The sequence below is a fragment of the Embleya sp. NPDC020630 genome, from assembly GCF_044334985.1.
GTDB lineage: Bacteria > Actinomycetota > Actinomycetes > Streptomycetales > Streptomycetaceae > Embleya.
Genome location: NZ_JBIRUB010000002.1, coordinates 535,341 through 549,786 on the forward strand (window position 1 = coordinate 535,341; position 14,446 = coordinate 549,786).

A 14,446-nucleotide genomic window follows, 5' to 3' on the forward strand; every position below is an offset into this window, starting at 1 on the left:
GGGTGCACTCCCCGGGGCCGGTCGTCTCGTTTTCGGGGTGGGCCTGTGGTGTGAGTTTTTTCGGATGGCGAGGCATTCGGGCCGGGCCGCGGTGCTCCCCTGCGGCCCGGCCCTCGGCTCGGTACGGGTGATCCTCGCGGATCGGCCCTCGGCTCGGTTCGTCAGCCCCGGTAGTCGGGATCCGGGTCGAAGTCCGGGTCGTATTCCGGGGTGGGCTCGAAGTCCGGCTCGTAGTCGAGCGGGTAGTCGGCCTGATAGTCCGGCTGGTAGTCCGGGAGGGGCTCGCGGATGAGTTCGGGCACGGGCTCGCGGGTGAGCTCGGCCGCCGGCCGCGCCGGCTTCGTCGGTTGTGCGGGCACGGTGGGCGCAGCCGCCGGGGCCGCGCCGGTCGGGGCCGAGCCGGCCAGCGTGTCCAGGATCGGCTGCCCGTACTTGGCCAGCTTGTTCTCGCCGATCCCGCTGATCGTGCCCAACTCGGCGAGCGTGGTCGGCAGGGCCGTCGCGATCTCGCGCAGCGTCGCGTCGTGGAAGATCACGTAGGCCGGGACGCCCTGCTCCTTCGCGGTCGCCCCGCGCCACGCCCGCAGCGCCTCGAAGATCGGCGCGGCCGCCGCCGGCATCTCGACCGGCGCCGCCTTGCCCTTGGCGGTCTTGGCCGCCTTCGCGGCCTTCGCCGCGCGCGCCGGCCGCTCGGGCTCACGCCGCAACATCACCTCGCGCTTGCGGCCCAGCACCTCGTCGCTGCCCTCGGTGAGCACGAGGGCGTTGTACGACGGCTCCACGGCGAGCAGCTTCATCGCGAGCAACTGCCGCACCACGCTCATCCATTCGGTCCGGCTCAGCTCGGTACCGATGCCGAACACGCGCAGCGTGTCGTGGTCGAACTGGATCACCTTGGCGGTCTTCGCGCCGAGCAGGATGTCGACGATCTGGCCCGCGCCGAACTTCTGCCCGCGCCGCTCGTTCTTCAGCCGCCACACCGTCGACAACACCTTCTGCGCCGCGATCGTGCCGTCCCACGCGGCGGGCGGGGACAGGCAGGTGTCGCAGTTGCCGCACGCGGTGCTCTGCTGGCCGAAGTAGGCGAGCAGGCGCACCCGGCGGCACTCGACCGTCTCGCACAGCGCCAACATCGCGTCCAGGTGGGTGCCGAGTCGGCGGCGGTGGGCCGCGTCGCCCTCCGAGCCCTCGATCATCTTGCGCTGCTGTACGACGTCCTGCAGGCCGTAGGCCAGCCACGCGGTGGACGGCAGCCCGTCGCGCCCCGCGCGGCCGGTCTCCTGGTAGTAGCCCTCGACCGACTTCGGCAGGTCCAGGTGCGCGACGAAACGCACGTCGGGCTTGTCGATACCCATGCCGAAGGCGATGGTCGCCACCATCACCATGCCGTCCTCGCGCAGGAAGCGGGCCTGGTTGGCGGCGCGCACCCGCGAGTCCAGGCCCGCGTGGTACGGCAGCGCGTCGATGCCGTTGTCGACGAGGAAGGCGGCGGTCTTCTCCACCGAGGCCCGGGACAGGCAGTAGACGATGCCCGCGTCGCCCGCGTGTTCTGCCCGGAGCAGGTCGAGCAGCTGCTTCTGCGGCTTGTCCTTGTGGGCGATCCGGTACTGGATGTTGGGCCGGTCGAAGCTGGCCACGAAGTGCCGGGCCTGCTGCAGGTTCAGCCGGGAGGCGATCTCGGCGTGGGTGGCCTCGGTCGCCGTCGCGGTGAGCGCCACGCGCGGCACGTCGGGCCAGCGCTCGTGCAACTGGGACAGGGTGAGGTAGTCGGGCCGGAAGTCGTGGCCCCACTGCGCCACGCAGTGCGCCTCGTCGATCGCGAACAGCGAGACGACGCCCCGGTCCAGGAGCCGCAGGGTGGCGTCGACCTTCAGCCGCTCGGGCGCGAGGTAGAGCAGGTCCAGCTCACCGGCCAGGAACTCCGCCTCGACCATGCGACGCTCGTCGGGGTTCTGCGTCGAGTTGAGGAATCCGGCCCGCACGCCGAGCGCGGTCAGCGCGTCGACCTGGTCCTGCATGAGCGCGATCAGCGGGGAGATCACCACCCCGACGCCTTTGCGCACCAGCGCGGGGATCTGGTAGCAGAGCGACTTGCCGCCACCGGTGGGCATGAGCACGAGGGCGTCGCCGCCGCCGATCACATGCTCGATGATCTCCTGCTGGCTGCCGCGAAAGGAGTCGTAGCCGAAGACGCGATGCAGAACCTGCAGCGCTTCGCTGATCTGGGGACCGTCGTCGAGCGCTGTCATCCGAGCAGTCTAAGAGCTTGTGGCGACAGCCGAGTGCGGTCTGTGGACAAGTGGTCGGGTTGGGGTCGTCGACGGGTCAGGGCTGGATTTCGCGGGGTACGCCCAGCGGGTTGGCGTCGCGCAGTTCCGGGGGCAGGAGGGCGTCGGGCCAGTCCTGGTAGGCGGTCGGGACGAGCCAGCGCCGCAGTGCGGTGCCGCCGACAGAGGTGTGGCCAGGGGCGGTGGTGGCGGGCCAGGGGCCGCCGTGGTGCATGGCCCAGCACACCGCGACCCCCGTGGGCCAGCCGTTGTGCACGAGCCTGCCGACGCGCGGGCGCAGGACGGCGGCGACCCGGGCGGCGAGCGGGTGGTCGGCCTCGACGGCGTGGACCGAGCCGGTGAGGCTGCCCGGTAGCACGGCGAGGGCGGCGAGGAGGGCGTCCGGGTCGGGGTAGGTGACGACCAGGCCGGCCGGGCCGAAGGTCTCCTCGGTCAGCTCGGCGGCGCGCGCGACGAACTCGGCGAGGTCGGCGCGCCGGACCACGGGGGCGACCGCCCAGGCGCCTTCGCCGGCGGTACCTCGGGCCGGTTCGCGCCCGGTGTGCGTCGCCGTGTCCCGCTCGTACGCGTCCCGGATGCGCTCGGACAACATCGGGCCGCCGGTCGCGGTGCGGGTGTGCGCGGCGATGGCGTCGGGGAGGCCGCCGGCCTCGGGGACGAACAGCAGGCCGGGATTGGTACAGAACTGGCCGGTGCCCAGGGTGAGCGAGCCGAGGTAGCCCCGGGCCAGCTCGTCGGCCCGCTCGGCCGCCGCGCCGGGCAGCACCACGACCGGGTTGACGCTGCCGAGTTCGCCGAAGAACGGGATCGGGTCGGGCCGGCCGGCGGCCAGGTCGAACAGGGCCCGGCCGCCCGCGAGCGAGCCGGTGAAGCCGACGGCCGCGATGTCCGGGTGGGTGACCAGCGGAGCGCCGGAGGCGGGGCCGACGACCAGGCCGAGCAGGTCCTCGGCGGCACCGGCCGCGGTCAGCGCGGCGCGGACCACCCGGGCCACCGCGATCGAGGTCGCCGGGTGCGCCTCGTGCACCTTGACCACGACCGGACACCCCGCCGCCCACGCGGACGCGGTGTCGCCGCCGCCCACGGAGAACGCGAACGGGAAGTTGCTCGCGGCGAACACCGCGACCACGCCGATCGGGTGCAACATGCGGCGCACGTCGGGCCGGCCGAGCGCCGGATCGGCCGGGCTGAGCACCGCGCCCACGTGCGCGCCGGCCCGGAGCAGCCCGGCGAACATGCGCAGTTGGCCCGAGGTACGCCCGACCTCCCCGCCCAGTCGGACCACACCCAAAGCGGTCTCCCCGTCGGCGATGGCCACCAACTCGTCCCGCGCCGCATCCAACGCATGGGCGACGGCCTCCAACACCGAGGCCCGCTCGGCCCCGCTCCGTGCCGCCCATTCGGGCAGCGCGGCCCGAGCCGCCGTGACGACGCGATCCACCTCCGCCGCGGAACTCGCGGGTACGGGCTCGCCGATCGGCTTTCCGGTGCGCGGACTGAACCCCTGCACGGCGGTGGGCACGATGGCGCCGGCAGTCGAAGTCGACTCGATCACGGCATCTCCTCCGGGCGACGAATGAACGAGCGAGGGCGCGAGCGGCGTTCGGGAGACATCGAACCACGCCCATCCGCGTGGTTCCGGGTCGGTAGGACGAGGACCACGCCGTGCGCGGTCGACCAGGGGATCAGTCGTGACCGCCGCTCCGGCGTGACGTTCCGCGTATTTCCAGGCGGGTTTCGATGGTTCGGCCCGTCGGGGACTGGTCGCCGGATTCCAGTGCCTTGATCAGCAACTCCATTCCCGCGGTTGCGATTTCGACGGGACGCAGGCTCAGGGTGGTGATGGGTGGGTCGGTCTGGGCGGCCGTCGGGTCGTCGCTGACGCAGACGATCAGCAGGTCGTCCGGGGTGCTCAGGCCGTGGGCGCGGATCGTCTCCAGGATCAGCGGCGGGTTGGCCTCGGTGAGCACGAACAGCGCGTCGGGGCGGTCGGATCGAGCCAGCATGACGTCGATCGCGGCGCGGGTGGCCCGGCTCCCGGGACGCTCGCTCAGTTCCACGAGGGGGGCGAACCCTCGTGCCGCGCACCATTCGTGATAGGTCGTCAGCGCCAATTCGTAGAACAGCGACGTGGTTCCCGCGCCGATCACGCCGATCCGTCGCGCGCCGCCCGCCGCCAGGTGATCGAGCACGCCCCGCACCGCGATCTCGTGGTCGATGTCCACCCAGTGCGCCCCCGGCTTGCCCCGCACGCGCCGGTCCGAGACGACCGGGATGCGCGCCGCCAGGAAGTCCTCCACCAGCGGGTCGTCGGCGAGCGGATCGGCCAGCACGGCGGCGTCGAGCGGCAGATCCGCCCACTCGTCGCGGGCCGATTGGGTGGGCAGCAGGACCAGCGCGTAGCCGTGGGCGAGCGCGGCCTGCGCGGTGGCACTGGTGAGCTGGGCGAAGTAGGGCGACTCCATGTACGACCACGGAGTGTCCACGTACTCGCGTACCGCGTAACCGATCAGCCTGGCGTGTCCCGCGCGCAGCAGCCGGGCGGTGGCGTTGGGGCGGTAGCCGAGCCGGCGGGCGGTCTCCTGCGCGTGCAGGCGGACCGCGTCGGACAGCCGGCCGGTGCCGTTCAGGGCGGCCGAGACGGTGGTCTTGGACAGCCCCGCCTCGCGGGCGACGTCGACGAGGCGGACCCGGGGTACGGGCGCAGGTCGTTTGCCGCCGCTTCGCGGTGAAGTGGTCATGTCGCCACATGCTGCCGGCCGGACGGCGCTGCGTCACGTCTTCCCACCCCGCTGCGACCTCCAGAAAACCGTTCCCGCAAAGTCTTGTGCGGGAACGTTCCCGCATCAATACTCCAGACGACCCCAGCGTCCCCGCTACCCCCTGGAAGAGGTGGGTTCCCTTGCGCATGCTCCGATCCGTCGCGGCGGTTGCCGTCATGGCCGCCGCCGTGGCCGGGTGCTCCGGTGGTTCCAACGACTCGGCCAAGCCGGCCGGCGGGTTCAAGATCAGCCCGGACACCCCCGCGGCCAAGGGCAACATCCCCTCGGTCACCTGGTCGCTGTACGCCGAGCCGCAGACGCTCGACTACCTCTACGCCTGGGACTTCCCGATCAACACCGTGCTCGCCAACGTCTGTGAGCAGTTCCTGCGTACCACGCCGGACATGAAGATCGAGCCGGGACTGGCCGCTTCGTACACCAACCCGGACCCCCTCACCTGGGTCTACGAACTGCGGCCCGGGGTCACCTTCCACGACGGCACGCCGATGACCTCTGCCGACGCGGTGGCCAGCCTCAAGCGGCACATGGACCCCGAACTCGCCTCCGCGTGGGGTACCGCGTTCCGCAACGTCGCCTCGATCGACGCCACCGGCCCGCTCCAGGTCACCATCAAGCTGAACAAGCCGGACGCGCTGCTCAATTCGCTGCTCGCCGCCTCGCCCGGCACGGTGGAGAGCGCCGCCTCGATCGCCAAGGCCGGGAAGGACTACGGCAATCCGCAGGGCGGGGTGAACTGCACCGGCCCCTACTCGCTGGACAAGTGGACCGCCGGCGACTCGATCGTGCTCAAGAAGAACCCGAACTACTGGGACCCGAAACTGGCCCCGAAGAACGACCAGTTCAAGTTCGTCTTCATCCAGGACCCGGCCGCCCGGGTGAACGCGCTGCTGTCCGGCTCGGTCGACGGCGGCTACACCGTGCCGTCCAACGCGTACGGCCGACTGCTCAACTCTCCCCAGGGCAAGATGTACTTCGGCCCCGGCACCGGCGCCTACCTGCTCGGCGTCACCAACATGCAGGGCCCGATGGGCGACCTGAGGATGCGTCAGGCGCTGTCCATGGCGATCGACCGGCCCGGCCTGATCAAGGCCGCGGCCAGCGGCTACGCCAACGAGGCCAAGAGCCTGCTCCCGATCACCGCCTGGGGCCTGGCCCCCGACCGGGCACAGGGCTATTACGCGACCCTGCCGCCCGTCAAGCAGGACCTCGCCGCGGCCAAGAAGCTGGTCGCCGAGGCGGGCGGCGCGAACAAGAAGATCGTGCTGGCCACCAGCGTGCTCGCCCCCGAGATCTCCGTCTCGTCCACCGCGATCCAGGCCGCCGGCAAGTCGATCGGCCTGGACATCGAGCTCAAGACGGTCACCCCCGACGCCTACACCGCGCTGTTCACCGACCCCGAGGCACGCAAGGGCATCGACCTCGTGGTGACCAACGGATACACGAACACCCCCGATCCGCTGGAGTTCTACGAGTCGTTCGTCACAGGGGCGTTCGCCAACTACGGCAACTACTCCAACCCCGAGTACGACAAGCTCTACGACCAGGCGGCGGCCACCGCCGACCCCGGCGCCCGCTCGGACCTGACCGGCAAGCTCCAGGACATCGCGATGCGCGACCTGGCCTCGATCCCGCTCTTCGAGCAGCCGTCGAACCTGTACATGAACAAGCGGATCACCGGAGCCACGGTCAGCAGCGCCGCGCTCTACTGGCCGTGGGCCGCGACCGTCGGGGCCGCAGGCTGATGGCGCGTTACTTCCTGGGCCGTTTCCTCGGGTTGGCGATGGTGCTGCTGGCGACCTCGTTCCTGGTCTTCAGCGCGATCCACCTCGCCCCCGGGGATCCGGTGACCTTCCTGCTCAAGGGCCACCCGGCGACGCCGGAGGCCAAGGCAGCCGTGCGCGCCCAGTACCACCTGGACGACCCGTTCCTGTCCCAGTACGCGCAGTGGCTCGGCGACGTGTGCACCGGCGATTTCGGCCGCTCGGTGCAGTTCCGGCAGGACGTCGGCGCGCTGATCTCGTCCCGGCTGCCCACCACGTTGTTCCTGATCGGCTACGCGGCGCTGCTGATCGTGCTCGCCGGCGTGCTCCTGGGCATCCTGGCCGCGCTGCGCCCGGGATTCGTGGACAGGTTCGTGCTGATCGGCACCGGAGTGGCCACCGCGACACCGTCGTTCGTCGCCGCGATCGGGCTGGTCTCGCTCTTCTCGGTCAAGCTCGGCTGGTTCCCCACCTTCGGTGGCGGCCAGGGCTTCGGGGGCCGCGTCGAGCACCTGACCCTGCCGGCCGTGGCGCTCGCGTTCACCCTGTCCGGGTTGTTGGCCCGGGTGACCCGGGCCTCGATGCTGGACGAACTGGCCCGGGAGCACGTCGAGGTGGCCCGCGCCCGCGGCGTCGCGGAGACCGACGTGGTGCGCCGACACGTGCTGCGCAACGCGCTCGGCCCGATCGTCACGGTCGTCGGCACCATGATCGCGGGCCTGTTGGTGACCACGTCGATCGTGGAGACGGCGTTCTCCGTACCGGGCGTCGGCGGGCTGTTGGTGTCGTCCGTGAACGTCAAGGACTTCCCGGTGGTACAGGCCATCACGCTGCTGACCGTGGCCGCGTTCGTTCTGGTCAACCTCGTGGTGGACCTGCTGCAGCCGCTGGTGGACCCGCGGCTTTCCCTGACCGGGCGAGGTGCCTCGTGAGTACGATCCCCATCGACCGCAAGGCCGCCGGCGGCGGGATGGTCCGGCGGCCCGGCTTCGGGGTGTTGCGCGCGCTGCGGCAGGGGCCGCTGTTCGCCGGCGCGGCCGTGATCCTCGTACTGCTCGTGCTGATCGCGGTGTTCGCGCCGCTGATCGCGCCGTACGACCCCGACGCCGTGGACCTGACCGCCACGCTCGCCGGTTCGTCGTCCGATCACCTGCTCGGCGCCGACCAGTCCGGCCGGGACATCCTGTCCCGCGTCATCCACGGCGCCCGCACCGGTCTGCTCGGCCCGCTGCTCGTGGTCGGCATCTCCACGATCCTGGGCATCGTGCTCGGCGTCGCCGCCGCGTGGCGCGGCGGGTGGATCGACGCGATGCTGTCCCGCTCGATGGACCTGATCTTCGCGTTCCCGGGCATGCTCGTGGCCATCCTGTTCGTCGCCGTCTTCGGGTCCGGACTGACCGCGCCGGTGATCGCGATGAGCGTCGCGTACACGCCGTACGTCGGCCGCCTGGTGCGCTCGATCGCCGCGCAGGAGAAGGCGCGGCCGTACATCGAGTCCTACCGCGTCCAGGGCTGGTCGGGATGGACCATCTGCGTGCGGCACCTGATCCCCAACATCACCCCGACCGTGCTGGCCCAGTCGGCGATCAACTTCGGCTACGCGCTGATGGACCTGGCCGCGCTGTCCTACCTCGGCTTCGGCGTGCAACCACCCGACTCCGACTGGGGATCGATGATCAACGAGGGTCAGGCCGCACTGCTCCAGGACGCCATGCTGCCGTCGTTCGCGCCGGGCCTGTGCATCGTCGTCGCGGTCGTGGCGTTCGGCATCGTCGGCGAGGGCATCGCCGACCGAGTCGCGAAGCGGGAGCGCTGATCCGGCCATGGCATTTCTGGAAATCGACGAGTTGACCGTGCGGTTGCCCAAGGGACGGGCCGCCCGGCCGATCCTGGACGGCGTCTCGCTGCGGGTGGACGAGGGCGAAAGTGTGGGCCTGGTCGGCGAGTCCGGCTCGGGCAAGTCGGTCGCGTGCCGCTCGGTGCTCGGGCTGCTGCCGGAGCATGCCTCGGTAAGCGGCGCGGTGCGGGTGGGTGGACGCGACGTACTGGGATTGCGTCGCGCCGAGTTGCGTTCGCTGCGGGCACGCGAGGTGGCGATGGTCTTCCAGGACCCGAGGGCGTCGGTCAATCCGATGCGCCGGGTCGGCGACTTCCTCACCGAGGGGCTGCGCGCGGCCGGGACCGCTCCGGCGGTCGCCGCGCGGCGTGCGGTCGAACTGCTGGAAGCGGTGGGCATTCGCGACCCCGAGGGCGCGATGCGCCGCTATCCGCACCACTTCTCCGGCGGCATGCTCCAGCGGGTGGTGATCGCCGCGGCGCTGGCCGGGGAACCGTCGTTGTTGCTGGCGGACGAGCCGACCACCGCGCTCGACGTGACCACGCAGGCCGAGGTGATCGGGATCCTGACCCGGCTTCAGGCCGAGCGCGGGACCGGCATGTTGTTCGTGACGCACGACCTGGAGCTGGCCGCGGCGGTGTGCGACCGGGTCTACGTGATGTACGCGGGGCGGATCGTGGAGACGCAGACCGCGGCGGGGTTGTTCGCGCGACCGAGGCATCCGTACACGGCCGGACTGCTCGCGTCCACGCCGCGCCTGGAGCCGGACGCCGGGCCGCCGAAGCCGATCCCGGGACGCCCGGTATCGCTGGCCGAGGCGCCGACCGGGTGCGCGTTCGCGGCGCGCTGTGCGCGGGTGGGGCCGGAGTGCCTGGTCGAGCCGCCCGCGCTGGTGCGGGCCGACGACGCGTACGCGGCTTGTTTTCGGGTCGACGAGGGGATTGTGACGTGACCGGCTCGGTGGCCCGGAAGGCCGGGGGCAAGGGCGGGGGAGTCGTGGGGGCCGGGGAGTCGGGAGGCTCCAAGGAGTCCACAGGTGCCAGGGGTTCCATGCGCTCCGAGGGTTCCGTCGATTGCACGCTCGAAGTCGCCGACCTGTGCAAGGCGTTCGGAGGGCATCGGGCCGTGGACGGCGTGTCGTTCACGCTCCCGCCCGGCGGCTCGCTCGGCATCGTCGGCGAGTCCGGATGCGGCAAGACCACGACGGCGCGGATGCTCGTGGGGCTCGTCTCGCCCGACTCGGGCAGCATCCGCATCGGGGGTCGGGAACGGGCGGCGCGCACCCGCAATCGGGCCGAACGCCTGGCCCGGGCCCGGGAGATGCAGATGGTGTTCCAGGACCCCTACCTGTCCCTGGATCCGCGCATCGTGGTGCGCGAGTGCATCGACGAGGTGCTGCGCCTGCACTTCGACCTGACCCGGGATCAGCGGTCGGCGCGCGTCGACGAGTTGCTGGACCAGGTGGGGCTGGGCGAGCGCGAGGCGGGGGCGCTGCCGAAGGCGCTGTCGGGTGGACAGCGCCAACGGGTGGCGATCGCCCGGGCGTTGGCCGCCGAGCCGAAGGTACTGATCCTGGACGAGGCGGTCGCCGCGCTGGACGTGTCCATCCAGGCGCAGATCCTCGACCTCCTGGCCGGGATTCGGCGCGACGCGGGAGTCGGCTTCCTGTTCGTCAGCCACGACCTCGCGGTCGTCCGGCACATCACGGAGGACGTGGTCGTGCTGCGCGCCGGGCGGGTGGTGGAGGCGGGACGGACGGCCGATGTGCTGACGGATCCGCAGCACGCCTACACGCGGCTGCTGCTCGATTCGGTGCCGCGGGTGGGGTGGGATCCGGCGCGGATCGCCGCGGATCGGCGGGCGTTGGAGCGGGAAGCAGGGGGCTCGTCGGGGGCCTGATCCCCGGTCGACGGAGCCGAACTCGTCGTTCGACGAACCCGCACTTGTCGTCGACGAACCCGCCCTTGTCGTTCGACGAACCCGAACCTGTCGCGTGCGCCGGCCGCGACGCAAACACAACGAAAGGATCCGGAACCTCCCATGTCCGATCACACCGTCGATGAACTCGCCTATCTGCCCGCGACCGAGGCCCTGCGTCGTTTCCGGGACCGATCCCTGTCGCCCGTGGAACTGATGAACGCGGTGATCGCGCGCGCGGAGGCGGTCGAGCCCGTCGTCAATTGCCTCGCCGAGCGGATGTACGACGAAGCGCTGTCCGCGGCGCGGGAGGCCGAGGCCCGCTACACCGGCAAGGGCGACGCGCCACGGCCGTTGGAAGGGCTCGCGGTGGCGACCAAGGAGGAACAGCCGATCGCCGGCCGGATCATCGCCGAGGGCTCGTTGCCCTTCGCGACCGAGATCGCCGAGACGACCCATCCCGTGGTCGAGCGGGTGATGGCGGCCGGCGGCATCGTGCACGCGCGCACCACGACCCCGGAGTTCAGCTGCGCGGCATTCACCGACTCGAAGTTGTGGGGCGTGACCCGCAATCCGTGGAACCCGGCCTATTCGCCCGGTGGTTCCTCGGGTGGCGCGGGCGCGGCGCTGGCGGCCGGGAGTACGACGCTGGCGACCGGTTCGGACATCGGCGGCTCGATCCGCATCCCCGCCTCGTTCACCGGCACGGTCGGCTACAAGCCGCCCTACGGGCGGGTGCCGGCCCTGCCGCCGTTCAACCTCGACACGTACTGCCACGACGGCCCGATGACTCGCACGGTCGCCGACTGCGTACTGCTCCAGAACGTGATCGCGGGTCCGCATCCGCTCGACGGTGTCGCGCTCAGCCCCAAGCTGACCCTGCCGACAGTGCCGGAGGACGTCGCGGGGCTGCGGGTGGCGTTGTCGATCGGGCTGGGCGACTGGCAGATCGACCCCGAGGTGGAGGCCAACACCCGAGCGGTCGCGGACGCGTTGCGCGAGGCCGGTGCGATCGTCGAGGAGGTGGCGGTCGACATCCGCCGGCGCGACGTGATGGACACCGCGATGATCCACTTCGGCGCGATCTTCGGCTCGTGGGTGGCCGGGGTCGCGAACGACTACGGCGATCAACTCAACGCGTACACGCTCAGGTTCGCGGAGGAGACGGTCGCGGCGGCGGACCGGCGCGGACTGCTCTCGGGCCTGGAACGCGAGGCGGCGATCCAGGCCGAGATCGGCGGACTCCTTGACCGATACGACGTGTTGCTGTGCCCGACGGCCGGCATTCCCGCGTTCCTCGCGGACGACGACTACACGTCGACCAAGGTCACGATCAACGACGTCGAGTTGGAGCACTACCTGGAGGCGTCGCTCACGACGGTATTCAACATTGCGAGCCGGTGCCCGGTGTTGAGCGTGCCATCGGGGCGGGCGGCGAACGGGGTTCCGACGGGGGTGCAGATCGTCGGGCGGTTCTACGACGACGCGACGGTGTTCCGGGTGGCGGCGGCGGTGGAGCGGGTTCGGCCGTGGGACTACGCGGGGGTGGGGACGCCGGGGCGTTGAGGGGGCGCCTGCGTTTTGCCCTCTGAATCGTCTGCTCCCGCTTCGCCCCGTCACCCTCTCAGCTTCTTCCTTCCCTTCCCTTCCCTTCCTTCCTCTCCATCGTCTGCTTCTCCGTTACAGCGCCGGGAGTTCCGCATGTCTGCCTTCGCCGATCTCGTTTTCCGAGGTGGTGCGGTCCATACGATCGATGCCGTGCGTCGCCGGGTCACGGCGGTGGCCGTGCGGGATGGGCGGATCGTGGCGGTGGGCCATGATCCGGACGTGCGGGAGCTGATCGGGCCGCGTACCGACGTGATCGACCTGGCGGGGCGGGCGTTGGTGCCCGGGTTCCAGGACGCGCACGTACACCCCGCCCTCGCGGGGATGACGCTGATCCGCTGCGACCTTTCCGAAGCTCGGGACGCCGACGCGACGTTCGCGCTGATCCGGGCGTACGCGACCGATCGGCCCGACGAGGAATGGATCACCGGCGGCGGGTGGAACATGGAGGCGTTCGCCGGCGGCACGCCGAGTCGGCAGCAGTTGGACGCGCTCGTACCGGATCGGCCGGCGTTCCTGATCAACGCCGACGGCCATGGCGCGTGGGTCAACACCCGCGCGCTCGAACTCGCCGGGCTCGACCGGCACACCCCGGATCCGGCCGACGGGCGGATCGAGCGCGAGCGGGACGGGACGCCGCAGGGCACCCTGCACGAGGGCGCGGCCGCCCTGGTCGGCGACCTGGTACCGGGTCTGGACGCGGCGGACGGCCTGCGCGCGCTGCTCGCCGGCCAGGCACGGATGCACTCCGTCGGCGTGACGTCGTGGCAGGACGCGATGGTCGGCTCCGCGCATCCGGGCCTGGATCCGCTGGAGGCCTACCTGACGGCGGCCCGCTCGGGGCAGCTGACCGCGCGCGTCGTGGGTGCGCTGTGGTGGGAACGCGACCGCGGCGCCGAGCAGTTGGAGCGCCTACTTGAGCTCCGCGCGTCCTCGACGGTCGGCCGGTTCACCGCGACGAGCGTGAAGATCATGCAGGACGGCGTCGCGGAGAACTTCACCGCCGCGCTGAACGAGCCGTACTTCGACGGTTGCGGCTGCCACACCGGCAACAGCGGCCTGAGCTTCGTCGACCCGGCCGAACTGCGCGAACACGTCACGCTCCTCGACGCGCACGGGTTCCAGGTACACGTACACGCGGTCGGCGACCGGGCGGCGCGCGAGGCCCTGAACGGCTTCGCCCAGGCGCTCGCCATCAACGGCCCCGGCGACCGGCGGCACCACATCGCGCACCTCCAGGTGGTCCACCCCGACGACATCCCGCGCTTCGCGGCACTGGGTGTGTCCGCCAACCTCCAGCCCCTGTGGGCCGCCCACGAGGCCCAGATGGACGAGCTGACCATCCCGTTCCTGGGCGACGAACGAGCCGCCTGGCAGTACCCCTTCGGCGACCTCCTGCGTTCCGGCGCGACCCTCGCCGCCGGCAGCGACTGGCCGGTGAGCGCCCCCGACCCGATGTGGGGCATCCACACGGCGGTCAACCGAGTGCTGCCCGCCTTCGCCGAGCCGTCGGACACGATCTTCCTGCCCGAACAGCGCATCGACCTGACGGCGGCCCTGGCGGCCTACACGATCGGCACGGCGTACGTGAACCACCGCGACCACGACACCGGCACGATCGAGGCCGGCAAACTCGCCGACCTGGTGGTCCTCGACCGCGACCCATACGCGGCCTCGCCAACCGAAATCGCCGAGGCCCGGGTACTGGCCACCTTCGTGGAGGGCAAGGCGGTGCACACGGCAGAGGGCCTGTAGGGCAGGGCCGAGTGCGCGAGAGGGCGATGGCCGCCAGGTAGTCCTTGTAAAGATTATCCCCGCGCAGATAATCTGCCCTCGACGGCTCGACGGCTCGACGGCTCGACGGCTCGACGGCTCGACGGCTCGACGGCTCGACGGCTCGACGGCTCGACGGCTCGACGGCTCGACGGGCTGCTGCTCGGTCTGTCAGCCGGTGTGGTGAGTTGGGTGGACAGCCGGCCACCTGGATGGCCCGCGCGTGCCGTCGGCGGGCTTGTCGATCAGCTGGTCGATTGCCCGAACGCCCAACGAGCCACCCGTTCGCGGGCCGCGGGCTTGGTCGGGCCGGCGATGTCCGGCCGGTGGTCCGATCGTTCGGTTGGTCGGAGGCGTCGATGAGCTGATCGACCGCCGGCCGGACGGCATACATGGTCAGGCGGTCGATGGGTCTGTCCGGGGAGTCGGATGGTCAGCGGTTCGGTGGTTTGTCCGATCGACAGGGGCTTGTCGATCCCCCGG

At 71.2% G+C, this 14,446-nt stretch carries 10 protein-coding genes; 7 read left to right on the forward strand and 3 right to left on the reverse strand.

Translation table 11 applies throughout. The annotated features are described in order from the left end of the window. Positions 1-161: 161 nt before the first annotated feature. From recQ to ACH4XV_RS08610, 3 genes are all read right to left on the reverse strand, one after another. The gene (gene recQ / locus ACH4XV_RS08600; RefSeq protein WP_395787772.1) at positions 162-2,249 is read right to left on the reverse strand and encodes a DNA helicase RecQ; all 2,088 of its coding nucleotides are present in this window, start codon (positions 2,247-2,249) and stop codon (positions 162-164) included. Between the two features lie 76 nt (positions 2,250-2,325). Continuing rightward, positions 2,326-3,843 (reverse strand): aldehyde dehydrogenase (NADP(+)), encoded by a 1,518-nt coding sequence (locus tag ACH4XV_RS08605; protein ID WP_395787774.1) that lies wholly within the window; start codon positions 3,841-3,843, stop codon positions 2,326-2,328. Positions 3,844-3,973: 130 nt separating this feature from the next. Beyond that, complete coding sequence (locus tag ACH4XV_RS08610) at positions 3,974-5,029, reverse strand: LacI family DNA-binding transcriptional regulator (RefSeq protein WP_395787776.1); 1,056 nt, start codon at positions 5,027-5,029, stop codon at positions 3,974-3,976. Positions 5,030-5,196: 167 nt separating this feature from the next. On the opposite strand from ACH4XV_RS08610, the gene ACH4XV_RS08615 reads away from it, so the two are divergent. From ACH4XV_RS08615 to ACH4XV_RS08645, 7 genes are all read left to right on the forward strand, one after another. Continuing rightward, positions 5,197-6,813, forward strand: a complete 1,617-nt coding sequence (locus ACH4XV_RS08615) for an ABC transporter substrate-binding protein (protein ID WP_395787778.1) — start codon at positions 5,197-5,199, stop codon at positions 6,811-6,813. Beyond that, entirely contained in the window at positions 6,813-7,763 is a 951-nt protein-coding gene (locus ACH4XV_RS08620) for an ABC transporter permease (protein ID WP_395787779.1), read from the forward strand. The genes ACH4XV_RS08615 and ACH4XV_RS08620 overlap by 1 nt, the downstream gene beginning before the upstream one ends. Continuing rightward, complete coding sequence (locus ACH4XV_RS08625; RefSeq protein WP_395787781.1) at positions 7,760-8,647, forward strand: ABC transporter permease; 888 nt, start codon at positions 7,760-7,762, stop codon at positions 8,645-8,647. The genes ACH4XV_RS08620 and ACH4XV_RS08625 overlap by 4 nt, the downstream gene beginning before the upstream one ends. A 7-nt stretch (positions 8,648-8,654) precedes the next feature. Next, positions 8,655-9,620, forward strand: coding sequence for an ABC transporter ATP-binding protein (locus ACH4XV_RS08630; RefSeq protein ID WP_395787783.1), 966 nt, complete (start codon positions 8,655-8,657; stop codon positions 9,618-9,620). A 98-nt stretch (positions 9,621-9,718) separates the two neighbouring features. Beyond that, a complete protein-coding gene (locus ACH4XV_RS08635; protein ID WP_395787785.1) occupies positions 9,719-10,567 on the forward strand; it encodes an ABC transporter ATP-binding protein in 849 nt (282 codons plus the stop codon). Positions 10,568-10,708: 141 nt separating this feature from the next. Continuing rightward, positions 10,709-12,151, forward strand: coding sequence for an amidase (locus tag ACH4XV_RS08640; protein WP_395787787.1), 1,443 nt, complete (start codon positions 10,709-10,711; stop codon positions 12,149-12,151). Positions 12,152-12,286: 135 nt separating this feature from the next. Then, the gene (locus ACH4XV_RS08645) at positions 12,287-13,945 is read left to right on the forward strand and encodes an amidohydrolase (protein ID WP_395787789.1); all 1,659 of its coding nucleotides are present in this window, start codon (positions 12,287-12,289) and stop codon (positions 13,943-13,945) included. The last annotated feature ends 501 nt before the right edge of the window (positions 13,946-14,446 follow it).

Bases quoted from the DNA above. Each gene is read 5' to 3' on its own strand.
- recQ (WP_395787772.1), bottom strand. From the start codon at position 2,249: ATGACAGCGCTCGACGACGGTCCCCAGATCAGCGAAGCGCTGCAGGTT.
- ACH4XV_RS08610 (WP_395787776.1), bottom strand. From the start codon at position 5,029: ATGACCACTTCACCGCGAAGCGGCGGCAAACGACCTGCGCCCGTACCC.
- ACH4XV_RS08615 (WP_395787778.1), top strand. From the start codon at position 5,197: ATGCTCCGATCCGTCGCGGCGGTTGCCGTCATGGCCGCCGCCGTGGCC.
- ACH4XV_RS08620 (WP_395787779.1), top strand. From the start codon at position 6,813: ATGGCGCGTTACTTCCTGGGCCGTTTCCTCGGGTTGGCGATGGTGCTG.
- ACH4XV_RS08630 (WP_395787783.1), top strand. From the start codon at position 8,655: ATGGCATTTCTGGAAATCGACGAGTTGACCGTGCGGTTGCCCAAGGGA.
- ACH4XV_RS08635 (WP_395787785.1), top strand. From the start codon at position 9,719: ATGCGCTCCGAGGGTTCCGTCGATTGCACGCTCGAAGTCGCCGACCTG.
- ACH4XV_RS08640 (WP_395787787.1), top strand. From the start codon at position 10,709: ATGTCCGATCACACCGTCGATGAACTCGCCTATCTGCCCGCGACCGAG.
- ACH4XV_RS08645 (WP_395787789.1), top strand. From the start codon at position 12,287: ATGTCTGCCTTCGCCGATCTCGTTTTCCGAGGTGGTGCGGTCCATACG.